The sequence below is a fragment of the Mesorhizobium sp. ISC11 genome (genome assembly GCF_037162595.1).
Lineage (GTDB): Bacteria > Pseudomonadota > Alphaproteobacteria > Rhizobiales > Rhizobiaceae > Mesorhizobium > Mesorhizobium ciceri.
The window spans coordinates 503,903-524,969 of the sequence record NZ_JAVSPW010000001.1 but is presented as its reverse complement, the minus strand read 5'-3'; the positions used below and the strand labels follow the sequence as shown (position 1 = coordinate 524,969).

The window sequence follows — 21,067 nt, the reverse complement described above, 5'->3', positions numbered from 1 at the left end:
GCTGGAGGGTCCACAACAGGACAAAGCTGCCAGCTTCCAGCTAAACCGCCAAGCGGTGTTCGCTACGCTCCTGACAAAGCCGGACAGAAGCCGCGCGCTTCAGCCTCGGATGGCCTTGCCCGCCTGCTGCAGCAATTCGAACGCCGCGAAGCGTTTGGCATGCCAGCCGGCCAGCGTAGCGTCGGGATGATAGACCTCGCCGAGTTCCGACATGCCGGCCATCGCCGCCGCCACATCCTTGTAGGCACCGGCGGCGACCGCGCCCAGCATCGCCGAGCCGAGCAGCACCGGTTCCGGCGAGGTCGAGGCCACCACCACCATGCCTGTGGTGTCCGCCAGCAGTTGGCGCACCAGCGGGCTTTGGCCGGCGCCGCCACTGACCACGATGGTGTCGACGGGAATGCCCTTGTCATGCTCGGCCCGCACGATCTGGCGCGCGCCGTAGCCCAGCCCGCAGACCCCGGCGACATAGAGCCCGACCAGGCTGTCGAGGCTGGTGTCGAGATCGAGCCCGGCAATCAGCGCGCGCGCGTCCGGGTCGGCGAAAGGCGCGCGGTTGCCGAGGAACTCCGGCACGACATGGATGCCGCCGACCAGGGCCGGCGTGGCCGCGGCTCCATTGCGGCTTTGCGCCTGCAGCGACAGCCAGGCGCTGAGGCTGAGCCCCTCGGCTTGCGCTTTGGCGGTCGCTTCGCCGGCTGCAGGGTGCATGCGCACCAGATGATCAATCGCAGCACCAGCTGCCGACTGGCCGCCCTCGTTCAGCCACAGGCCCGGCACCATGGCCGAGAAATACGGACCCCAGACACCGTCGACGAAGGCCGGCTCGGCGGTCGACGACATGGTGCAGGCCGAGGTGCCGAAAACATAGGCCATGCGCGACAGCACGCTGCCGAAATCGCCGCGCGCGCCGACCGTGCCGACGCCCCCGGCATGCGCGTCGATCAGTCCGGCCGCCACCGCGGTGCCGGGGTTGAGACCAAGGTCTGCTGCTGCCTGCGCGGTCAATCCGCCGCCGAGTGCGGCACCGGCCGGCACGATCTCGGTGCCGATGCGCGTGAATGCTTCGTCGGCCAGAGCGCCGAGGCCGATCTTGCGGAAATACGTCTCGTCCCAGCGGCTCTCATGCGCCAGATAGGTCCATTTGCAGGTCACCGTGCAGACCGAACGGGCAAGGCTGCCGGTCGCCCGCCAGGTGAGGAAATCGGCGAGGTCCATGAACTGCCAGGCGGCGTCGAAAGTGGCGGGCAGGTTTTCGGCCAGCCACAGGAGTTTCGGCGTTTCCATCTCCGGCGAGATGACGCCGCCGACGTAGTTCAACACCGCCTCGCCACTGCGATTGATGCGGCGCGTCTGCTCGACCGCGCGATGATCCATCCAGACGATGATGTTGCGTTCCGGATTGGCGGACTTGCTTACCGGCAGCGGCACGCCGCCCTCGCCCAGCACCACCAGCGAACAGGTGGCGTCGAAGCCGATGCCGGCGATCGCCTCGGGCGCCACGCCCGATTGCGCGACCGCTTCACGCGTGGCCGCGCAAACCGCCCGCCAGATGTCGTTGCTCGACTGCTCGACAATGTCGCCGGCCTCGCGCCAGACCTCGATGTCCCGTTTGGCCGAGGCAAGCAGGTTTCCCGTGTGGTCGAACACCCCGGCCCGCGCGCTGCCGGTGCCGACGTCGATGCCGAGGAAGTGGGACATTGGGGGAAACCTTCGGTTTAAGGCAGTAGGGGAGTAGGGCAGTAGGGCAGTACGGGAATAGGAGATGGTGGCTTGGCTCGGGCCCGGGCATTGAACGGCAGAGCAATCCTACTGCCCTACTCCCCTACTCCCCTACTCCCCCTAGAGATCATTGCTCTGCGGCAAAATCACCAGATCGCGGATCGTGACGTTGCGCGGCCGGGTCAGCATGAACATCACGGCTTCGGCCACCTCGCGTGGCTGCATCAGGCCGCCGGCGGCGAGTTCCTCTTCGAGCTTGGCCTTTGGCCAGTCGTCGACCAGTGCCGTCACTACCGGGCCGGGCGCCACGGCGCCGACGCGCAGGCCGTGCTTGGCGACCTGCCGGCGCACCGTGTGGACGAAGGCCTGCACGGCGTGCTTGGAGGCCGTGTAGATCGGTTCCCAGACCACCGGGACCAGACCGGCGATCGAACTGGTGACGATGATGTCGCCGGTCTTGCGTTCGATCATGTGCGGCAGCACTGCCTGGATCGAGCGGAAGCAGGCATTGATGTTGAGGTTGAGCATACGGTCCCAGACGTCGGGATCGCCGGTCGCCACCTCGCCGCCGACATAGGCGCCGGCATTGGCATGGAAGATGTCGAGCTGGCCGGCCTTCTCCAGAATCTGCGGCATCATGGTGGCGACGCTTGCCGGCTGCATCAGATCAATCACCAGCGGGATCGCTTTGGGGCCGAGTTCGGCGCACAGTTTGTTCAGCGTCGCCTCGGCGCGGTCGACCAGCACCACGGTGGCGCCGGCCGCCAGCATATGCCTGGCGCATTCGAGGCCGATGCCTGACGCGGCACCGGTGACGGCGGCAACTTTTCCGGACAGTTCTTGGCTCATGTCTTGCTTCCTGTTGATGGGTTCAGGCCCGGCCATGCGAGACACGCGAGCGGCGTGCCAGCGAGTCGACGATGACCGCGATGGCAAGCACGGCGCCGGTGATCATGTACCGAAGCGACGAGGACAGATCGAGCAGCGTGAGGCCGCTGGCGATCGACTGGATGACGATGATGCCGAGCAGTGCCGAATAGGCGCTGCCCCTGCCGCCGAACAGGCTGGTGCCGCCTATGACGGCCGCTGCGATGGCGTTGAGGTTGACGTCGCCCGTGCCGGCCTGCTGGCTGGCCGAGGCCAGGCGGGCCGCCGACAGCACGCCGCCGAAAGCCGCCAGCATCGAGCACAGCACGAAGGCGCTGGAATAGATCAGCCGCACATTGATGCCGGCGCGCCGCGCCGCCTCGCGGTTGCCGCCGACCGCCGACATAGAGCGGCCCCATTTGGTCCGCGTCAGCGCGTAGTGCATCGATATGACCAGGCCGACGAACAGGCCGAACATCCACGGAATGCCGCGCGCCTGATTGAGATAGAAGACGATGAGCTCGAGAATGACCGTAATCACCACCGCGCGCGTGACGAGCCCGCCGGTCGACGGCGCCGACAGGTTCGCTGCGCGGCGGCGCGCGACGGTGCGCAGGCCGGTGATCAGCATGACGATGCCCGGCACGGCCGCCAGAGCGAACGAGACGAGTTTGGGCATCATCAGCAACTGGCCGAAATTCACCAGGTTCGAGCCGTAGGGCAGGTTGATCGAGCCGGTCGAGCCGAGGATGTAGAGCTGCAGGCCAAGCACCGCCAGCAAGCCGGCCAGCGTCGAGACGAAGCTCGGCATGCCGAGCCGGTTGAACAGCAGCGCATAGAGGGCGCCGATGAAGCCGCCGACGGCAACAGCGGCCAGAATCGCGAGCGCCACCGGCCAGCCCTGGTTGACCCACAGCGTGCCGACCATGGCCGAGGCAAAGCCGCTGATCGAACCGACCGACAGGTCGATCTCGCCGACCATCAAAACGCAGACGATGCCGAGCGCGATGACGCCGACGGTGGAGCAATCGAACAGCAGATTGACCAGATTGCTGCTCGACAGGAAGATCGGGTTGATGCTGGCGAACACCGTCCAGATGATGACCAGCCCGACAATCACTGGCAGCGAGCCGAGATCGCCCGAGCGGACCCGGTCGAAGAACCGGCGGATGGCGCCGCCGATCCCCGCCTCGTGCTTGACGCGCACATCGGCGCGGTCGAGCTGCGGCGGCACGGGGGCGGCTTCGGCTTCGCGGCTCATGGGCGTGGCTCCTGGGTCTGGTCTTGCCTGGCCTGCCTGCGCTCGGCGCGCCGCGACACCGAATTGTTCGAGGCGCCGGTGATGGCGCTGACCAGTTCCTGGTTCGAGGCATCGGGCGAGAAGATGCCGTTGTTGCGGCCAAGCCGCAGCACGACGATGCGGTCGGCGACGGCGCGCACGTCTTCCATGTTGTGGCTGATGATGACAACGCCGAGGCCGCGGTCGCGCACCCGCTCGATCAAATTGAGCACTTCCGCCGTCTGCGCCACGCCAAGCGCTGCCGTCGGCTCGTCGAGCAGGATGAGCTTGGGTTCGAGCAGCAGCGAGCGCGCGATCGCCACCGTCTGGCGCTGGCCGCCCGACAGTGAAGCGACCACTTCGCGGACACTCGGGATGCGCGCCGAAAGCTCGTTGAGCAGCGTCCAGGCGCGCACTTCCATCGCCACCTCGTCCAGCCGCAGCGGGCTGAGTTCGCGGCCAAGGAAGATGTTGGCGACGATGTCGAGGTTCTCGCACAGCGCCAGGTCCTGGAACACGGTGGCGATACCGAGCGTCAGCGCGGCACTCGGATCGGCAAGCGTCACCGGCTTGCCGCGAAAACTGATCGTGCCTGAGCTCGGCTGATGCACGCCGGCCAGGATCTTGACCAGGGTCGACTTGCCGGCGCCATTGTCGCCGACCAGCGCCACCACTTCGCCTGCATGAACATCGAGATCGATGTCGGTGAGCGCCGAAACGGCGCCGAAATTCTTCGAAACGCCGCGCAGGCTGAGCACCAGCTCGCCTGCCGGAACCGGTTCGTCCGAGGTATCGGTCATGCCAGGAAGCCTTTCAAAACCGGTTCAAAAATTTCGCATGAGCGCTGCCTGGCCACCACGCGGGTGGCCAGGCAGCGGAGCGGGCAAGGGTCGCGGTCAGTTCCCGATGCCCAGCTTCTTGCAGCCTTCCGCGTAACGATCGACGCAGAGCTCGGCCGCGGTGTTGATCTTCTTGTCGATGATCTCGGCCTTCAGGTTTTCCTGCGTCACAACAGCCGGCGTGAACAGCTGCGAGGGCGTATCGTACAGCGTCATCTCGGCCTTAGGCGTCTCGCCAGAAAGTAGCTTGATGGCGATGTTGGCGGCGGCCGCCGCCACGATCTCGCTCGGCTTAGAGATGGTGTTGTACTGGTCGCCGGCGATGATCAGCTGCAAGGCTGCGATGGTCGCGTCATTGCCGGTCACCGGCGGCACCGGATCGACGCCGGCCGCCTTGAAGGCCGCGATGGCGCCGCCACCGGTGCCGTCATTGGCGGCAACCACGCCGAGGATTTTCGGGCCGAAGCGGGTGATCTGGCCGCCGGCCCATTGCTGCGCCTTCGGCGGCGCCCATTCCGGCGTGTCGTATTCGGCCAGGATCTTGTAGCCGCTGTTGTCGAGGCCGGCATGGATGCCCTTCTTGATCAGGCCGGCCGCCGCGTCGGTCGGCGAACCGTTGATCTGTAAAACGCCGCCGGTGGCCGGATCGACCTTCAGCGCCTTCAGGTGCTCGACCAGCGAATCGGCGATGGCCTTGCCGATGCCTTCATTGTTGAACGAGACATAGAAGTCGGCCGGCGCTGTCGGGATTGGCCGGTCATAGGCTATGACCTTGATGCCCTGGCTCTGCGCCAGCTTGACCAGCGAGGCGGCGGCGGTCGAGTCGACGGGGTCGAGCACAATCGCCTTGGCGCCCTGCGAGATCACCGAGTTGAACTGCTGCTGCTGGCGCGAGGCGTCGGCATCGGCGTTCTGGTAGAGCACCTTGCAGCCCGGGCATAGCTTCTTCATCTCGGCGGCGAAGCCGGGATAATCATGCTGTTCGTAACGGGTCGAGGCCTGGTCAGGCATCAGGAAGGCCACGGTGGCGTCGGTGACTTCGGCTGCCTTGGCGATAGCGGCGGTGCCTGCCAGCAGCGACAGCGCAAGCGCTGCCATGCCGGCGGACTTGCCAGTGGACTTCAATGAAATTGAAAGTTTGGTCATTCGGTCTTCTCCGTTTCTGGATATGTTGTAAGAAGGTCGTTGACTGCTTTGGTGGTCTGAAGACACCCATCCACCCTCGCCCCAACTGCAGGGGAACCAGGGTCCGGCGCTGGACTTTCGAGCCGCGCCGACGTCCTCCGCCGACGGAGGAATTCGAGACAAGCGTTCTCCATCGCGAACCGCTCAACGCGGCTCACGTCCGTCATGCAAAAGAAAAATCCTCCCTTGGTTCCTCCCTGGCTCCTCCGTTAAGCGGCTTTTCCCGCGTTGATGTTGTCGGCCAGCAGGCGCCTGAAGCGCGAGGGCGGCATGCCCTTCTCCGCCAGGAACTGCCGGTTGAAATTGGACAGGTTGTTGAAGCCGACCTCGTAGCAGATGTCGGTGATCGACGCCTGCTCGTCGCTCATCAGGATCTGGCAGGCGAGATTGATGCGCAGCCGCTTGACATACTGCACCAGCGACATGCCGGTGTGGCGGCGAAACGAGCGCGAGAAGGCCCCGGTCGACTGGCCGGCGATGGCGGCGAGATCCGCCTCGTCGAACAGCTGCGTCAGGTTCTCCCTGATATAGGCGAGCGCCTTGTTCATGCCGGCGGTCATGTAGCCCGACGGATCGGGCCGATAGCTGGCGCTGGCCAGCAGCTGGAATTCCTGGGCGCGGCTTAGCAGGCCGGCGATCATCATGAACAGCTCGATGCGGCGCACGCCCTGCGCCTGCATCATCTCTTCCATCAATGGCGCCAGCGCCTTGCTGGTGCGGTTGGAAAACAGCACGCCGCGCCGCGACGCCTCGAGCAGAGCCGCAAGCCCCGCCAGCTCCGGCAGCACATGCATGGCATCGCCGATGAAACTTTCGGAAAACTGAATGATGCGGCCGCGCAGCGGGATCGAGCTGTCCTTGGGGATGTCGCTGACCCAATTGTGCGGCAGGTTCGGCCCCGTCAGCACCAGATTGCCCGGCTCGAACTCGCCGATGAAGTCGCCGACGAAATAGCGGCCGTTGGTGAAGATTACCTGATGCAGTTCATATTCTGGATGGAAGTGCCAGCGCACCGTATGGAAGGGGTAGCCATGCGACCACGCCTTGAAGGACTCACCGCGTCGTATCTGGACAACTTCCAGGTCCGGTTCCATGTCCGTTTCCTCCCGGGCCGGCACGGATATTTGCCGCGTTCGGCCCAATTCCCTAAACCGGCCGAATTGGTTTCGGCTCTGCATTTCAAGAGCCACGGTACCGGCTCGTGACAACAGGCGCCACCACGATTCAAGACAACGGATGATACTTTTTTAACCGGAAGGGCGCGCTCAGAGGCGCTATTCGGGCAGAACAGGTCAGTCTTGCTGACGCGTTCGCTCGACTGACCAACGAGAACACTACCGCCCGAAACGGAATTCCAACGTGTCCGGTGGGCGCCTGGCCTATCGCAAGAACAGCGTGTTCAGGCGCTGTTGCAGCGCCGTCATCGTAGTTCAGCTGGTGCGCAGCGCACCACCCGCCACCGTCGCGAGCGGCGTAACCATGTCAGGCACCAGTATGTCGTGGCGGCGCGCGAAGCTGACCAGCGTGGCCCGCACCGTCTCCGGATCGATTTCGCCGACGATGCCCGCCTTGCAAGCGTTGAGTGCGACGGCATGGGCGCCGTTGCGGCCGGCGCTCGGCCAGTCCTGCAGCAGTGCATAGGCTTCCATCACGCTGTCGATCTTCCTCGGAAAGCCCATTCCGACCAGAAGTGTGACCGGTTCCTCGAATTGCCCGCGATTCATGGCTTGTGCCTCCTCTCGATTTTTCAGGGCCTGCAGCGGGCCGAACACCGGGAAGCACGGCCCGCCGCGGATAGGTGAAGGGACTGGCCGATTTCCGTTCAGCCGCTGCCGGCGGATACCTCGGATGTTGCCGACACTTGCTGCGCTGCGAGGAACATCAGTGCCGACGCCGCGGTTCGCCGGTTCCAGCCGGCGGCTTCAGCCATGTCGAGCAGCTCTGCCAGCAGCGGCTTCAGCACGTTCCTGCATTCTGTTTCATAGGCCAGGAATTCCTTCGCTTGATGCGTAGGAGCCGGTACGGATCCGAGGCCAGCCATTGCATCCATCTTTACCTCCACTCTCTCTTCGACTGACGCCCGCTCCCCGCCAGGGGAGCGGGCGGATTGGGCCGCGACTTCAGAAGTCCATGCCGGCGCCGGCGGGCATTGCCGGGGCGGCGGCTTCCTTCTTCGGCTTCTCGGCCACCATGGCCTCCGTGGTCACCAGCAGGCCGGCGACCGATGCCGCGTCCTGGAGGGCGGTGCGCACCACCTTGGCCGGGTCGATAACGCCCTGGCCGAAAAGATCGCCGAATTCATTGGTCTGGGCGTTCCAGCCCCAGCCGAATTCGCTTTTCTCGCGCAGCTTGCCGACAATGATCGAGCCTTCGGCGCCGGCATTCTCGGCGATCTGCCGGACCGGCGTTTCGATGGCACGGCGCACGATGTCGACACCTGTCCTCTGGTCCGAATTGTCGGTCTGCACGGTATCGAGCGCCTTGGCCGCCCGCAGCAAGGCGACGCCGCCGCCGGGCAGCACGCCCTCCTCGACGGCCGCGCGGGTTGCATGCAGTGCGTCGTCGACACGGTCCTTGCGCTCCTTGACCTCGACCTCGGTCGAGCCGCCGACCCGGATCACCGCAACGCCGCCTGCGAGCTTGGCCAGCCGCTCCTGCAGCTTCTCGCGGTCATAGTCGGAGGTGGTCTCCTCGATCTGCGCCTTGATCTGTGCGACACGGCCCTGGATCTCTTCCTTGCGGCCGACACCATCGACGATGGTGGTGTTTTCCTTCTCGATCACCACCTTCTTGGCGCGGCCCAGCATCTGCAGCGTTACATTTTCCAGTTTGATGCCGAGATCTTCCGAGATCGCGGTGCCGCCGGTGAGAATGGCGATGTCCTCCAGCATGGCTTTGCGGCGGTCGCCGAAGCCCGGCGCCTTGACGGCCGCGACCTTGAGGCCGCCGCGCAGCTTGTTGACGACCAGCGTGGCAAGCGCCTCGCCCTCCACATCCTCGGCGATGATCAAGAGCGGCTTGCCAGACTGCACCACGGCTTCGAGCACGGGCAGCATCGCTTGCAGATTGGAGAGCTTCTTCTCGTGGATCAGCACATAGGGCTCGTCGAGTTCGACGCGCATCTTGTCCTGGTTGGTGATGAAATAGGGCGAGAGGTAGCCGCGATCGAACTGCATGCCTTCCACGACTTCGAGTTCGGTCTCGGCGGTCTTGGCCTCCTCCACCGTGATGACGCCTTCATTGCCGACCTTCTCCATCGCCTCAGCGAGGAAGCGGCCGATTTCGGCATCGCCATTGGCGGAGATGGTCCCGACCTGCGCGATCTCGTCGTTTCGAGTGACCTTGCGGGCATTGGTCTTCAGTTCGGCGACCACCGCATCGACCGCCTTGTCGATGCCGCGCTTCAGATCCATCGGATTCATACCCGAGGCAACCGCCTTGGCCCCTTCCCTGACGATCGCCTGTGCAAGCACCGTTGCGGTCGTCGTGCCGTCGCCGGCAAGGTCGTTGGTCTTGGAGGCCACCTCACGCACCATCTGGGCGCCCATGTTCTCGAACTTGTCCTCCAGTTCGATCTCCTTGGCGACGGTGACGCCGTCCTTGGTGATGCGCGGCGCGCCGAACGACTTGTCGATGACCACATTGCGCCCCTTGGGACCGAGCGTCACCTTCACCGCATTGGCAAGGATGTCGACGCCGCGCAGCATCTTCTCGCGCGCTTCGGTATGGAATTTCACTTCTTTGGCAGCCATTGGATCACTCCTTTATCTAGGCAGCATTCGTTGACTGGTTGGATACAAGAAGCCGTCAGGCGGCCTTCTTCACTTCGGCGATCTCATCGATGATCCCCATCACGTCGCTCTCCTTCATGATGAGCAGGTCCTCGCCGTCGAGTTTGATCTCGGTGCCGGACCATTTGCCGAACAGGATGCGGTCGCCGACCTTGACATCGAGTTCGACAAGCTTGCCGCTGTCGTCGCGCGCGCCGGGACCGACGGCGAGCACTTCGCCTTCCTGCGGTTTTTCCTTTGCGGTATCGGGGATGATGATGCCGCCGGAGGTCTTCTCCTCGGCTTCAAGGCGGCGGACCAGAATACGGTCATGCAATGGACGGAACGCCATGTCGTTCTCCTCGTGGACAAACAGGTTTTGAGGTTCCTCCGCACCGAACCGGCAATATCGGACCGGTGCGGAACGCCGCGACCCTTCGTCAGGCATCGCGGCGCATATCGAGCTAGTTTTGCCCTTTTTCGGTTTCAAGAGACCAGCGCAAAAATTTTTATATTCGACAAGAAAGAGCGCCAAGACACTGTTATGGCGTGGCTATTTTCGGAACCCGCGAGCTTCTCGCGGCGTTGTTTGAAGAGGGACAGAACCGATCGCCCCGGCCCGGCATTGGGCGGGTTCGACACAAATGCCGCCGGCTCGATGCCTCAGCGGAGAAGGAGAAAGACATGGCCGATACGGTCAGCAACGAATTCCGCCTGCAAATGGAAGGTTATGGCCTGACGACGGCCGAAATCCACTATTACCTGCCCGATCATCCAAGCCTGCTTCAGCTCTATGTCTGGCAGGACTATGATCTCGCTCCGGCCTTTCCCGAACTCAAGGGTTTTCTCCAATATTGGGAGCGCGAACTCGATGGTCCGCTCCACTCGGTTCGCGTTGCTCATCACCGGCTCATCCAGCCTTCGGAATGGCGGGCCGTCGAGGGCATCATCACGGTCCACTAGCGTCTTTGCGACGGCCTCCGCTACGTAGGGGTCACGACATTGGGGCAGGCTCCCGCCGGCCCCACGCAGCGCGATAGCCAACAACCTCCACTCCAAGATTTCCAATTTCCGTATTGTAAAACGATCGCGCCGCGCTAGCCTGAAATCAGATGCGAGGCGGGGAAGAGGAATGGAGCTCCAACTCAACGGCAAGGTGGCGCTGGTCACCGGCTCGACGCAAGGCATTGGCCGCGCCATCGCCGAGACGCTGGCGCGCTGCGGCGCCGGCGGCCTGCTCGTCACCGGGCGCGAGAAGACGCGCGGCGATGCCGTTGCGGAAGAGCTTTCGCTGCTCGGCACGCCGACGGTTTTCGTCGCCGCCGACCTCGCCGACCCGGCAGCCCCTGCCCTTTTGGCGCAAGCCTGCATCGAGCGCTTCGGCCGCATCGATGCGCTGGTCAACGCCGCAGGACTGACCGACCGGGCCTCGTTCCTCGATGCCGATCTCGACGGCTGGGCCTCGCTGTTCGCGGTCAACGCGCGGGCGCCGTTCTTCCTCATGCAGGCGGCCATCGCCGACATGAAGAAGCGCGGAGAGCGCGGCGCCATCGTCAACATCCTGTCGATCAACGCCCATTGCGGCTCGCCGGAGCTCGCCGTCTATTCCGCAAGCAAGGGCGCGCTGGCCACGCTGACCAAAAACGCCGCCAACGCCCATCGCTTCGATCGCATCCGCGTCAACGGCATCAATGTCGGCTGGACCGACACGCCGGCCGAACGCGTTATGCAAGCCGACACGCTGGGCAACGGGCCGGGCTGGCTCGATGCCGCCAACGCCTCGCAACCCTTCGGCCGCCTGTTCTCGACCAGCGATATCGCCAACCTCGCCGTCTTCCTGCTTTCGGATGCTGCCGGGCCGATGACCGGCACGCTCGTCGATCAGGAACAGTGGGTGATTGGGGCGAACCGGTGAGCGCCATCGAAACGCAAGCGCCTGCATGACGCATCTCGCCGTCGGCGATTTCACGGTTGCCATCAGAAATTTGTCGCGATGACGGTGACTGAAAAGCCTATCGCATCATTCGCTCAAAGCACCCGCGCCGCCTCACAGCGCCAGGCTTCCCTGCTCCACCTCCTCGGCATTCGGATCTCCCGGTGCGGTGGCCCAGGCCAATTCGACCAGTGTCACGGTGCGCCGGCCTGTCCCGTCGAGTTGGCAGACGATGAGGCCCTGCTCCTCGATATAGGTCAAGAGGCGCCGGGCGCGGCGCAGCGAGTGCGAGCCGTAGGCGCGGGCGATCGCGGCGTCGCTCGGGCAAGGCCAGCCCTCCTTCGCCGCGCGGGCAATCATCATGAACACGCCCTGCATGTCGTCGGGCAGCAGCGACGCGCGGACGGAAACGTCCCGCCATGCGTCGTCCTGCGTCGTCTCTGACCCAAGGCCGGCCCGGGCGCGCGTCAGCATGCGGCGGAACTCCGGCAGGTCGGGCACGACCGAGGCCAGGCCTTCGATGCGGCAGCGGACCACGAACTCCTGATAGAGCACGCCGATCACGCGAAAACCGGCGTCGGGCTGCGCCAGGATGGCGCGCAGCACACGGTCCACGCGCTCGCGGCGCTCGGCCAGATCCTCGGCGCTGACTTGCGGCTCCGCCGGTTCGGGGCGGATTTCCAAGGCCGCCGACTTCGCCGCCATCAACTGGTCGAGCAGGTCCGGCGACGCCGGGCGGCGCGGCGTGCGCACCGTTTCGGGCGGCGGCGCCGCCAGGATGATCGCGCGTGCATCCTCGAGTGCTGCTTCCGGCATCGCCATCAGCCGCGGCGTTCCGTTGCGCGGGCTCGTATCCGTCGGGCCGATGCGCAGGCCCAGCGGACGGCGCGACAGCGCCGGGCCGAGCGCCATGAACTGCCCGCGTTCCAGGTCGCGAAACGCCTCCGCCTGGCGCCGCTCCATGCCCAGAAGGTCGGCGGCACGCGCCATGTCGATATCGAGGAAGGTGCGGCCCATGAGGAAGTTGGACGCCTCGGCGGCGACGTTCTTGGCGAGCTTTGCCAGCCGCTGGGTGGCGATGATGCCGGCCAGCCCGCGCTTTCGGCCACGGCACATCAAATTGGTCATCGCGCCGAGCGAGAGCTTTCGCGCCTCGTCGGAAACCTCGCCGGCCACCGCCGGCGCGAACAGCTGCGCCTCGTCCACCACCACCAGCATCGGGTACCAGTGGTCACGGGCGACCTCGAACAGCCCGCCGAGGAAGGCGGCGGCACGCCGCATCTGGTTCTCGGCGTCGAGCCCTTCGAGATTGAGCACGGTGGAGACGCGATGCATGCGCGCCCGCTCGCCTGCCGCCTGCAGGCCGCGCTCGGTATGCTGCTCGGCATCGATCACCAGATGGCCGTAACGGTCGCCCAGCGAAACGAAGTCGCCCTCGGGATCGATGATGGTCTGCTGCACCCAGGGCGCGCTCTGCTCCAGCAGGCGCCGCAGCAGATGCGACTTGCCGGAGCCCGAATTGCCCTGCACCAAAAGGCGCGTCGCGAGCAGTTCCTCGAGATCCAGCTTCGCCGGGGCGCCTGCGGTCGTCTGTCCCATCTCGATCGCAACGGTCATCTCGACTCAGGCGCTCCTTTCGCAGACGGGCTTATCAACTGGGTCACGGCCCGTCGAGCGTGCATGACCGCCCGCGGCGTGTTGCGCACAACTGTGCAGGCACCGTCTGGAGGGGTCATCAGCCGATGCCTGGCGCAAACTTTGGGTTGACCCCTTCGGACCACGAGGCGACACTCCTCCCAACGCTACGAGTGCGAGGAGGAATGCGATGGACGAGCCCGAACGGTGGCGCCACATGTCGACGGCGCCGAAGGATGGCAGCCGCATCCTGGTCACTGTGCGTCCGTCCGAGCAGGGACCGGCGGAAGTCGACCTTGCCTATTGGTCGCGTGCCGACCAGTTCGCCTCGGAAGGCTGGCGCGCGTCGGACTCTTCGCCCGGGCGCGTCATCGAATACGCCGACCCGGAACTGAAATGCTGGATGCCGCTGCCCACCGCCAACCTCAGCCGCGCGTCGATGCCGGCGCCCTGGGAAGGCGAAGACGCCCAGCAGTTGGATGGGTCCGGGATTTGAGGGGCGCAAGAAATTGGCGAAAGCCGCAAAGCTGCCAATCTCCCCCCTCGTGGGGGAGATTGGCAGTTTCGTTGCCAGCTCGTTAAAACTTGCCTCTCAGAACAGGAACGCGGCTGTGGCGGGGTTGGGTCCGTTGCGGCCCTCGGGCGAATCCATGCCGCGGATCGTCTGCAGGTCCTGCGCATCCAGTTCGAAATCGAAGACATCGAAATTGGCGGCGATGCGATCCCTGCGGATCGACTTTGGAATGACGATCAGCCCCTCCTGGAGATGCCAGCGGATGATCGCCTGTGCGACGGACTTGCCATGTTTTTTGGCGATGCCTGCAATGGTCGGATCGCCGAGCAGCCGGCCGCTGCCCAGAGGGCTCCAGCTTTCGATACGGATGTCGTGCTTGGCATGAAAGTCCCTGACACCGCGCTGCTGGAACTGGGGATGCAGCTCGATCTGGTTGACGACGGGCGTCACGCCGGTCTCGCCGATGATCCGCTCCAGATGGTCCTGGTTGAAGTTCGAAACGCCGATCGATTTGATGCGGCCGGCCTGCCTGAGTTCGACCAGCGTCTTCCAGGCCTCGACATATTTGTCCTGGCTGGGCACAGGCCAGTGGATCAGGAACAGGTCGATCTGTTCGACGCCGAGCTTCTCCATCGTCTCGTCGAAGGCCCGCAGCGCGGCATCGCGCTGATGCGCGCCGTTGCGCAGTTTCGAGGTGATGAACAGCTCAGCCCGCGGCACGCCGGCACTGCGGATCGCCTCTCCGACCCCTTCCTCGTTCTGATAGCCTTCGGCGGTGTCGATCAGGCGATAGCCGGCCTCGATGCCCCAACCCACCACGTCGGCGGTGATGTCCTGGTCGACCTGCCACACACCGAGGCCGAGTTGGGGAATGGCGGAGCCGTCGTTCAATGCAATCTGTTCGGGCATGGTGGGCTGTTCAGGCATGAGGGATCCTTTGCAAAGCTGGGCCGGGCGTCCGCCCGGCGCACAGCCTATCTAGGTCCGACAAGGGGCAACGGCCAGCCGACAGCGGACAAATTGCCGTGTGAAGTGCGCCTGCAAGTGTGACTTCGGCGTCGGCCGCATCCTCACCGCGGCCGGCGCACCGCCCGCACCACCCCGGCGGATGTGCTGCCGCAATAAAGGCGGTCGCCGCCATCGGATTCCAGCCCCGACACACCCATCCCGGCCGGCATGTCGAGCTTCTCCAGAACCTTGCCTGATTTCGGGTCGACGCGGCGCAGGTCGCTCTGGTCGCCTTCCCAGGTGGCGTGCCACAGCTCGCCCTCGACCCATGTCACCCCGGTGACGAAGCGGTTGGATTCGATGGTGCACAGGATCGCACCGGTTTCCGGGTCGACCTGGTGGATCTTGCGTTCGCGGTATTGTCCCACCCAGAGCGTTCCTTCGGCCCAGGTCAGCCCGGAATCGCCGCCACCACCGGGCGCCGGAATGGTCGCCAGCACCTGGCCGGTATCAGGGTCGATCTTGTGTATCAGGTCGTTGGCAAGCTGGAAGAAATGCTGGCCGTCCCAGGCGGTGCCGGCATGCGCCGCGACATCGATCGAGCGCAGGTTCTGCCCACTCTCCGGATCGAAGGCGTTCAACTTCTCGCCCGAGGCAAACCAGACATTGTTGCCGTCAAAGCTCACCCCATGCACCCTCTCCACATCGGCAAAGGGCCCGTATTCGCGCAGGATTTCGGCCGTTGACTGTTTCATGTCCTTGTCCTCACTGAGATCCGATGTCACTTCCTAACCGTTCGGCAGCGGGGCCGGGAGTAACAAGGTGGTCGTGAATCCCACCAGTGGAGGCGTCATCCAGCGGCGCGCCCGGCCGTGACCGAAAAACTGCACCTTGCCGGCCTCGCCAAGCTGCTCCAACGCCCGCTGCACGCTGCGCTGCCCGGTGCCAAGCGCCAGCGCCAACGCCGAACTCGCCCAGGATTCACCGTCGGCAAGAAAAGCCAGCACCGCCGCGTGCCGCTCCTCGATCGGCCGCGCCAGCACCAGCACCTCGCGTGCCTGGCGCGGCGCCAGCGCGAAGCCCTGGCTGGTGGCGCCGATGTCGGCCAGGCTCCGCAATTCGGTGCGCAGCCGGCCGATCTCGACCCGCAGCCGCGCCCGATGCGATTCATCGGCGTGCCTGCCGCCGAAGGCTTGCGCGATCAGCGTCGCCCTGGACACATCGCCTGGCCACGCTTCGGCGAGCGTACGGGCCAGCGCGAACAGAACCGGGCGCGTGGCCAGCGAGACCGTTTTCTCCTGTTGGCGCACGACATATCGGAAATTATCGACCAGCAGCGCCGGCGACGCCTGCAACGCCTCGACGTCCTCAAGCAGCAACGGGCGCTGCTCGCCAGCCGCGACCAGCCGCGCCGCCGGCGTGTCCAGCGCCAGGAATGCGCGGTCGACTTCAGCGATGAGCCCCGCAATGCCGGCCTGGCGGGCGGCGTGGCGTGCCCACTCCAACGCCCTGCGCGCCGGCTTCGTCTTGAGGCGCCGCATCGCGATGCCGGCGACGGCCAGTTCGTGGGCGGCGCGCGAGGCCGGCGGAAGCGGTGCCGGGTCGAGCCCCGCCAGCACGTCTTCGGCCTCGTCGAGACGGCCGATCAATAGCAGGCGCCGCACCTTGAGGTGGCCGGCATGCGCTGCGTTCAGCCGGTCGCCATGCTTTTCCAGCGTCGCCCGCGCCGCATCCAAAGCCTTGGCCGGCCAGCCGAGATCCCGCGAGACCAGCGCGATCTCGGCCTCGGCAACGACGCATCTGGCACGCGCTACCGCCTCTTTCGGGCCGAAGCCGCGCGCGGCACGCCGCAGCAGCGCCTTGGCGCGATCGAGATCGCCGAGCTGCGCCATGGCAATGCCGCGCAGCGCCAGCGCCGGCGGGTCTTCACGCAAGGCGACGCGATCCAGCGCGCCGAGCGGGTCGCCTCCGGCCAGTGCCAGCGCAGCCGCGGTGATCAGCGAATCCATTCAAATCCCGTCACACTTGTAACTCCCACCCTTGTGCGTCGCCGCCCTAACTTAAATCCGTACCGTCAACCGGCAAGCCGCATCGGCAACTATCGGCAACGCACGGCACGCCAAGGGAGAACCGACAATGCCAACCGACACTCCTCTCCACCCGGCCGAAGGCACCGTGAGGATGCGCCACCCCTGCTGCGACGGGCCGGCTCCTGCAAATCCCGTCACACTTGTAACTCCCACCCTCCCGCTTCACCGCCCTATTCTGGCTGACAGCAAGCGACAACAGACTGGCAAAGGAGACGACCAATGACCAAGCACATCGCAATGAAGACCCCGCCCATCGTTTCGAGGCAGGACTGGGAAGCCGCCCGCGAACAGATGCTGGTGAAGGAAAAGGCAACACTGCGCGCCAAGGACGCATTGGCCGCCGAGCGCCGGCGCATGCCGTGGATGGAAGTCGACAAGGCCTACGTGTTCGAGGGGCCGAACGGCAGAGCGAGCCTGCTCGATCTGTTCGAAGGCCGCCGCCAGCTGATCGTCTATCGCGCCTTCTTCGAGCCCGGCGTGCATGGCTGGCCCGATCACGCCTGCCGCGGCTGTTCGCTGGGCGCCGACCAGGTCGGCCACCTCGCCCATCTCAACGCCCGCAACACCACGCTTGCCTACGCTTCGCGTGCCCCGCAGGCCGACATTGCGCGGCTGAAGCAGCGGATGGGCTGGCAGATGCCCTGGTACACAATCACTGACAGTTTCGACAAGGACTTCGGTGTCGACGAATGGCACGGCCACAACGTCTTCATCCGTGACGGCGATCGCATCTTCCGCACCTACTTGATTAACAGCCGCGGCGACGAAGCGATGGGCACCGTCTGGAGCTATCTCGACGCGACGCCGCTCGGCCGCCAGGAAATCTGGGAGGATTCGCCCGAAGGCTATCCGCAGACTCCACTCTACTCCTGGTGGAACTGGCACGACAATTACGACGCCGGGGCCGACAAGAAATGGGAAGAAGTGTCTGCTGCCGGCGAGGCCGCGTTCAGGGACAAGGGCGAGCAGTAACGGTTGTCCAGTCTGGGTTCCTCTCCCCACTCCCTGGAGAGAGGAACCTGTCGTGACTGGCATGATCATCAAGGATCAAGGCGATGAGCGATATCCACACAGGTGCCGGCGGCACGATCCCAGAAGCCACCACCCTCGGGCTGGCCGACTGGGTTTGCCTTGCCGCGGCACCGACCTTCGCCGTGATGGCGCTGCTCACCTGCATCTTCAGCGGCGATGCGGCCATGCAGTGCATGGGCACCGACGCCTCGCCCCTCACGGGCATGGCTGCGATGTATCTGCTGATGAGCGCCTTTCATCTGGCGCCCTGGCTGCGGGTGATCTCCGGCCGGCAGGCCCGCTAGGCCCTTCCAATTCTAGACACCCCACACATCGGAGAAGACAATGAGACTGGTCAGGCTGAGAGCGCCGGGCGGCTTGGGCAATCTCGACCTGGTCGAGGAAGATCCGCCCCAGCCAGGGCCGGGCGAGGTGCTGGTCAGGATCCGGGCCTGCGCGTTGAACATGCGCGACGACTTTGCCGTGCAAGGCAAGATGCCTCTCGCCGACGGCCGCGTTCCGCTCTCCGACGGCGCCGGCGAAGTGATTGCCCTCGGCGACGGTGTCGATGCACTCAGGCCCGGAGACAGCGTCGTCAGCGTCTTCTATCCCTGGTGGCTGGGCGGTGACATGACGCCCTGCACCCGGCGCGATATTCCGGGAGACAGTTTCGACGGCTTCGCCAGCGAGTATGTCTGCATGCCGGCGCACGCTTTCACCAGGGCACCGGCAGGCTATACGCATGTCGAGGCGGCGTCGCTCACCTGCACGGGCGTTACTGCCTGGCGCGGCCTGGTTGTGTGCGGCAAGGTGAAGCCGGGCGACGCAGTGCTGGTCCTCGGTTCGGGCAGTGTATCGCTGTTCGCGCTGCAATTCGCCAAGGCCGCCGGCGCCCGGGTCATCGCCACCTCATCCGACGAGCAGAAGCTGGAAAGGCTCAAGCGCCTCGGAGCCGACGCCGTCATCAACTACAAGTCCGTCCCGGACTGGGGCCGCAAGGCCAAGGATCTGACGGGCGGGCGCGGCGTCGATCACGTGATCGAGGTCGGCGGACCCGCCACGCTGGCGCAGTCGATTGTCGCCTGCCGCACGGGCGGTCACATCGCGCTGGTCGGCGTCCTGACCGGCTTTGCGGCGGAAGTGTCTATCCCAGCCCTGTTTTCCAACCAGATCCGCATCAGCGGCATTTCCATCGGCAGCCGGGCCGACCAGGAGGATATGATCCGCGCGATAGAGTCCAACAGGCTGAAGCCCGTCATAGACCGCCACTTTCCGCTGCAGGACATCGCCACCGCCTTCGCGCATTACGAATCCCGAAAGCATTTCGGCAAGGTCTGCCTTGACGTTTGAGCGTCCTCCGCCAGCAGCACGATGAAGGGGACCGCCGGGGCCGCGCCTCGTCGTGATCCTGCCTAGGTCGCGATGTCGTTGACCGGCAGCAGGGGCTTGGGAAGGTCGCTCTCGCCGAGCCCGCTGCGCAACTCGATCTCGATGTCGCGGCAAATCTGCGAGATCGGAACGTCGTTGGCATTGCCCTCGAACGGGTTGGCGCTGCTTTCGCCGACCTGGTCGAGAGACATGTAGGCCCAGCCGAGCAGCGTGCTGAACGGGATCGTCAGCCAGATCGCTATCGACCCGAGCGCGCCACCCAGTTTGCCCATATCGGCAAAGACGGGAACGACCCCGAACGGCAACAGTGTGCAGAAGATCATGACGAACATCGAACTGACGATGGCGTATTGCCGGGGATAGGGATTGTTCTTGATGCGATCGCAGCGCGCCTGCTGGTCATGGAAGTCGCGGATCAGCTTGGTCAGTTCGCCATAGATCTGAGGAGGGAGCTTTGTGTCCTTGAACAGCGCATTGACCTGGACAGATTGCAGTTCGAGCAGGGCTATCGCCGGCTGGGGCGATTTCAGGACGTCCTCGGCCTGTTCGGCGAGCAGCGGACGCAATTCGTCGCCGACCGAGCTCGCATCCTCATGGATACGGTAGCGCCGCCGGTATTCGATATTGGCGGCCCGCGCCATGGACTCCCATGGCATCGGCCGGCGCAGAGAAAAGCGCAATGCCGTCATCCAGGCGATGTGGCGATAGATGAGCTGTCTGGCCGTCGGCGCGTCGAGGAAATCCCTGCAGAAATTGGACCACAAACGGCTGCTGGCCGTAATTTGCGTAAAAGCCTGCAGCGCGTCGCTGCTGCGGGTGAACACCTGCGAATTCTTGAACCCGGCGACGAGTGACACGGTGGTGCCAAGCACCAGCACCACCGACCATGGCACCGAAAACCCGGCGATGCCTGGAAGACGGTAGGCCGCCACAGCCAGACCGCTCACCACCACCATGTAGATGACGCTGCGCCGCGACCACAGCGCGAAATCGATCAGTTTGTAGGAACGGCCTACATACATCGTATCCCCTCAACTCATCGATAGGTCTGGTTTTGCACGGCCGGAATCTGGTCGCCTCATTTTGCCTTTGCAGCCCCGAACCGCAACCCGTCCATCAACAGCTTGACCAGCCGGCGCGAGCGGTCGCGCCATTCGGGGGTGTCGGGCGCTGAATAGATGCCGCCCAGCGCGTGCAGCACGTCGGAAGCGTCGACGTCGCCGCGAATGGTGCCGTCGGCCACCGCCGCCTCGACCAGGCGTCGCAAGGCTTGCGACACCCGGCCGAACGTGTCGGAAAACAGCGTCGAATTGGTGGTGAGCACAATGCGCAGGCTGGTCGCCAGGCCGCGCTTGGTGGCGATGTAGTCGACGAAGCGCTGCATCCACTGTTCCAGCGCGACATCGGACGGATGTTTTTGGGCAAGCTCGCCGGCGGCCGCGCACAGCGCCTCCACCTCACGACGATAGACCACCTCGACCAGATGCTCGCGCGTCGGGAAATGCCGGTAGAGCGTGCCGATGCCGACGCCGGCGCGGCGCGCGATCTCCTCCAGCGAGCCATCGATGCCGCGCTCGGCAAAGACTGACACCGCCACCTCGACCAGCCGGTCGCGGTTGCGCCGCGCATCGGCGCGCAGCGGCTTTGCGTCTACGGCCTCGGCCTTCTGTTCAGCAATGGCGGACGGCTCGCTGGCCAATTTTTTCTCCACATCGCGTCAGGGGGCTTGAATCCGGCAGGGTCAGCCACCACGTAATAAACGGAGGCGCCTCCGTTTTAGTGGAGCACCTTTATCATATAATCAGGGGAACCGGTATGTCACGTCTTTCGAACACGCAAGCCGACATCTCCCCTGCCCGCCTGCCTCGCAGGAGATCCGCCATCT

22 protein-coding genes are annotated in these 21,067 nt (G+C 65.0%); 6 read left to right on the top strand and 16 right to left on the bottom strand.

Annotated elements, in window-relative coordinates:
- Positions 1-99 precede the first annotated feature (99 nt).
- From RPF88_RS02675 to groES, 10 genes are all read right to left on the bottom strand, one after another.
- Positions 100-1,701: an FGGY-family carbohydrate kinase gene (locus RPF88_RS02675; protein WP_337121653.1), complete on the bottom strand. Its 1,602-nt coding sequence runs from the start codon at positions 1,699-1,701 to the stop codon at positions 100-102.
- Positions 1,702-1,842: 141 nt separating this feature from the next.
- Positions 1,843-2,571: an SDR family oxidoreductase gene (locus RPF88_RS02670; protein WP_024501651.1), complete on the bottom strand. Its 729-nt coding sequence runs from the start codon at positions 2,569-2,571 to the stop codon at positions 1,843-1,845.
- Positions 2,572-2,593: 22 nt separating this feature from the next.
- The gene (locus RPF88_RS02665) at positions 2,594-3,850 is read right to left on the bottom strand and encodes a sugar ABC transporter permease (RefSeq protein ID WP_013530725.1); all 1,257 of its coding nucleotides are present in this window, start codon (positions 3,848-3,850) and stop codon (positions 2,594-2,596) included.
- The gene (locus RPF88_RS02660) at positions 3,847-4,668 is read right to left on the bottom strand and encodes an ATP-binding cassette domain-containing protein (RefSeq protein WP_013530724.1); all 822 of its coding nucleotides are present in this window, start codon (positions 4,666-4,668) and stop codon (positions 3,847-3,849) included. Before RPF88_RS02660 ends, RPF88_RS02665 begins: the two co-directional genes overlap by 4 nt.
- Before the next feature lie 96 nt (positions 4,669-4,764).
- Positions 4,765-5,853 carry an ABC transporter substrate-binding protein gene (locus tag RPF88_RS02655; protein WP_013530723.1) on the bottom strand — a complete coding sequence of 363 codons (1,089 nt, stop codon included), beginning with the start codon at positions 5,851-5,853 and terminating at the stop codon, positions 4,765-4,767.
- 248 nt (positions 5,854-6,101) lie between these two features.
- A complete protein-coding gene (locus tag RPF88_RS02650) occupies positions 6,102-6,986 on the bottom strand; it encodes an AraC family transcriptional regulator (RefSeq protein ID WP_013530722.1) in 885 nt (294 codons plus the stop codon).
- A gap of 336 nt (positions 6,987-7,322) precedes the next feature.
- On the bottom strand, positions 7,323-7,616 hold the full coding sequence (locus tag RPF88_RS02645; RefSeq protein WP_337121652.1) for a DUF982 domain-containing protein: 294 nt from the start codon (positions 7,614-7,616) through the stop codon (positions 7,323-7,325).
- A gap of 98 nt (positions 7,617-7,714) precedes the next feature.
- Complete coding sequence (locus tag RPF88_RS02640; protein ID WP_337121651.1) at positions 7,715-7,942, bottom strand: hypothetical protein; 228 nt, start codon at positions 7,940-7,942, stop codon at positions 7,715-7,717.
- Positions 7,943-8,012: 70 nt separating this feature from the next.
- Positions 8,013-9,644: a chaperonin GroEL gene (gene groL, locus RPF88_RS02635; RefSeq protein WP_013530719.1), complete on the bottom strand. Its 1,632-nt coding sequence runs from the start codon at positions 9,642-9,644 to the stop codon at positions 8,013-8,015.
- A gap of 55 nt (positions 9,645-9,699) precedes the next feature.
- On the bottom strand, positions 9,700-10,014 hold the full coding sequence (groES, locus tag RPF88_RS02630; RefSeq protein ID WP_013530718.1) for a co-chaperone GroES: 315 nt from the start codon (positions 10,012-10,014) through the stop codon (positions 9,700-9,702).
- 332 nt (positions 10,015-10,346) lie between these two features.
- Here groES and RPF88_RS02625 point away from each other — a divergent pair, with 332 nt between their 5' ends.
- Both RPF88_RS02625 and RPF88_RS02620 read left to right on the top strand, forming a co-directional pair.
- The gene (locus RPF88_RS02625) at positions 10,347-10,625 is read left to right on the top strand and encodes an usg protein (RefSeq protein ID WP_084015824.1); all 279 of its coding nucleotides are present in this window, start codon (positions 10,347-10,349) and stop codon (positions 10,623-10,625) included.
- 169 nt (positions 10,626-10,794) lie between these two features.
- Entirely contained in the window at positions 10,795-11,577 is a 783-nt protein-coding gene (locus tag RPF88_RS02620) for an SDR family oxidoreductase (RefSeq protein ID WP_224621184.1), read from the top strand.
- 132 nt (positions 11,578-11,709) lie between these two features.
- Here the strand turns inward: RPF88_RS02620 and RPF88_RS02615 are convergent, their stop codons facing one another.
- Positions 11,710-13,212: an ATP-binding protein gene (locus tag RPF88_RS02615; RefSeq protein ID WP_013530715.1), complete on the bottom strand. Its 1,503-nt coding sequence runs from the start codon at positions 13,210-13,212 to the stop codon at positions 11,710-11,712.
- 208 nt (positions 13,213-13,420) lie between these two features.
- On the opposite strand from RPF88_RS02615, the gene RPF88_RS02610 reads away from it, so the two are divergent.
- Positions 13,421-13,726, top strand: a complete 306-nt coding sequence (locus tag RPF88_RS02610; RefSeq protein WP_013530714.1) for a hypothetical protein — start codon at positions 13,421-13,423, stop codon at positions 13,724-13,726.
- Positions 13,727-13,822: 96 nt separating this feature from the next.
- On the opposite strand, the gene RPF88_RS02605 is transcribed toward RPF88_RS02610, so the two are convergent.
- From RPF88_RS02605 to RPF88_RS02595, 3 genes are all read right to left on the bottom strand, one after another.
- Entirely contained in the window at positions 13,823-14,671 is an 849-nt protein-coding gene (locus RPF88_RS02605; protein WP_013530713.1) for an aldo/keto reductase, read from the bottom strand.
- A 143-nt stretch (positions 14,672-14,814) separates the two neighbouring features.
- Positions 14,815-15,447, bottom strand: coding sequence for a Vgb family protein (locus tag RPF88_RS02600; protein ID WP_337121650.1), 633 nt, complete (start codon positions 15,445-15,447; stop codon positions 14,815-14,817).
- A gap of 33 nt (positions 15,448-15,480) precedes the next feature.
- On the bottom strand, positions 15,481-16,701 hold the full coding sequence (locus RPF88_RS02595; protein ID WP_337121649.1) for a helix-turn-helix domain-containing protein: 1,221 nt from the start codon (positions 16,699-16,701) through the stop codon (positions 15,481-15,483).
- Positions 16,702-17,001: 300 nt separating this feature from the next.
- On the opposite strand from RPF88_RS02595, the gene RPF88_RS02590 reads away from it, so the two are divergent.
- The 3 genes from RPF88_RS02590 to RPF88_RS02580 all read left to right on the top strand — a co-directional run bounded on the left by RPF88_RS02590 (position 17,002) and on the right by RPF88_RS02580 (position 19,143).
- The gene (locus RPF88_RS02590) at positions 17,002-17,754 is read left to right on the top strand and encodes a DUF899 domain-containing protein (RefSeq protein WP_013530710.1); all 753 of its coding nucleotides are present in this window, start codon (positions 17,002-17,004) and stop codon (positions 17,752-17,754) included.
- Between the two features lie 83 nt (positions 17,755-17,837).
- Positions 17,838-18,098 carry a hypothetical protein gene (locus RPF88_RS02585; RefSeq protein ID WP_013530709.1) on the top strand — a complete coding sequence of 87 codons (261 nt, stop codon included), beginning with the start codon at positions 17,838-17,840 and terminating at the stop codon, positions 18,096-18,098.
- 40 nt (positions 18,099-18,138) lie between these two features.
- Positions 18,139-19,143, top strand: a complete 1,005-nt coding sequence (locus tag RPF88_RS02580) for a zinc-dependent alcohol dehydrogenase family protein (protein WP_063172591.1) — start codon at positions 18,139-18,141, stop codon at positions 19,141-19,143.
- A 62-nt stretch (positions 19,144-19,205) separates the two neighbouring features.
- On the opposite strand, the gene RPF88_RS02575 is transcribed toward RPF88_RS02580, so the two are convergent.
- Positions 19,206-20,204 carry a bestrophin family protein gene (locus tag RPF88_RS02575; RefSeq protein WP_063168584.1) on the bottom strand — a complete coding sequence of 333 codons (999 nt, stop codon included), beginning with the start codon at positions 20,202-20,204 and terminating at the stop codon, positions 19,206-19,208.
- A 56-nt stretch (positions 20,205-20,260) separates the two neighbouring features.
- Positions 20,261-20,881 (bottom strand): TetR/AcrR family transcriptional regulator, encoded by a 621-nt coding sequence (locus tag RPF88_RS02570; protein ID WP_337121648.1) that lies wholly within the window; start codon positions 20,879-20,881, stop codon positions 20,261-20,263.
- Between the last annotated feature and the right edge of the window lie 186 nt (positions 20,882-21,067).

Excerpts from the sequence above, each read along its gene's own strand:
- RPF88_RS02595 (WP_337121649.1), bottom strand. The coding sequence starts at position 16,701 with ATGGATTCGCTGATCACCGCGGCTGCGCTGGCACTGGCCGGAGGCGAC.
- RPF88_RS02585 (WP_013530709.1), top strand. The coding sequence starts at position 17,838 with ATGAGCGATATCCACACAGGTGCCGGCGGCACGATCCCAGAAGCCACC.
- RPF88_RS02645 (WP_337121652.1), bottom strand. The coding sequence starts at position 7,616 with ATGAATCGCGGGCAATTCGAGGAACCGGTCACACTTCTGGTCGGAATG.
- RPF88_RS02665 (WP_013530725.1), bottom strand. The coding sequence starts at position 3,850 with ATGAGCCGCGAAGCCGAAGCCGCCCCCGTGCCGCCGCAGCTCGACCGC.
- RPF88_RS02650 (WP_013530722.1), bottom strand. The coding sequence starts at position 6,986 with ATGGAACCGGACCTGGAAGTTGTCCAGATACGACGCGGTGAGTCCTTC.
- RPF88_RS02590 (WP_013530710.1), top strand. The coding sequence starts at position 17,002 with ATGACCAAGCACATCGCAATGAAGACCCCGCCCATCGTTTCGAGGCAG.
- RPF88_RS02610 (WP_013530714.1), top strand. The coding sequence starts at position 13,421 with ATGGACGAGCCCGAACGGTGGCGCCACATGTCGACGGCGCCGAAGGAT.
- RPF88_RS02660 (WP_013530724.1), bottom strand. The coding sequence starts at position 4,668 with ATGACCGATACCTCGGACGAACCGGTTCCGGCAGGCGAGCTGGTGCTC.
- RPF88_RS02675 (WP_337121653.1), bottom strand. The coding sequence starts at position 1,701 with ATGTCCCACTTCCTCGGCATCGACGTCGGCACCGGCAGCGCGCGGGCC.
- RPF88_RS02575 (WP_063168584.1), bottom strand. The coding sequence starts at position 20,204 with ATGTATGTAGGCCGTTCCTACAAACTGATCGATTTCGCGCTGTGGTCG.
- RPF88_RS02620 (WP_224621184.1), top strand. The coding sequence starts at position 10,795 with ATGGAGCTCCAACTCAACGGCAAGGTGGCGCTGGTCACCGGCTCGACG.
- groES (WP_013530718.1), bottom strand. The coding sequence starts at position 10,014 with ATGGCGTTCCGTCCATTGCATGACCGTATTCTGGTCCGCCGCCTTGAA.
- RPF88_RS02600 (WP_337121650.1), bottom strand. The coding sequence starts at position 15,447 with ATGAAACAGTCAACGGCCGAAATCCTGCGCGAATACGGGCCCTTTGCC.
- RPF88_RS02670 (WP_024501651.1), bottom strand. The coding sequence starts at position 2,571 with ATGAGCCAAGAACTGTCCGGAAAAGTTGCCGCCGTCACCGGTGCCGCG.
- RPF88_RS02640 (WP_337121651.1), bottom strand. The coding sequence starts at position 7,942 with ATGGATGCAATGGCTGGCCTCGGATCCGTACCGGCTCCTACGCATCAA.
- RPF88_RS02580 (WP_063172591.1), top strand. The coding sequence starts at position 18,139 with ATGAGACTGGTCAGGCTGAGAGCGCCGGGCGGCTTGGGCAATCTCGAC.
- RPF88_RS02605 (WP_013530713.1), bottom strand. The coding sequence starts at position 14,671 with ATGCCTGAACAGCCCACCATGCCCGAACAGATTGCATTGAACGACGGC.
- RPF88_RS02655 (WP_013530723.1), bottom strand. The coding sequence starts at position 5,853 with ATGACCAAACTTTCAATTTCATTGAAGTCCACTGGCAAGTCCGCCGGC.
- groL (WP_013530719.1), bottom strand. The coding sequence starts at position 9,644 with ATGGCTGCCAAAGAAGTGAAATTCCATACCGAAGCGCGCGAGAAGATG.
- RPF88_RS02615 (WP_013530715.1), bottom strand. The coding sequence starts at position 13,212 with ATGACCGTTGCGATCGAGATGGGACAGACGACCGCAGGCGCCCCGGCG.
- RPF88_RS02625 (WP_084015824.1), top strand. The coding sequence starts at position 10,347 with ATGGCCGATACGGTCAGCAACGAATTCCGCCTGCAAATGGAAGGTTAT.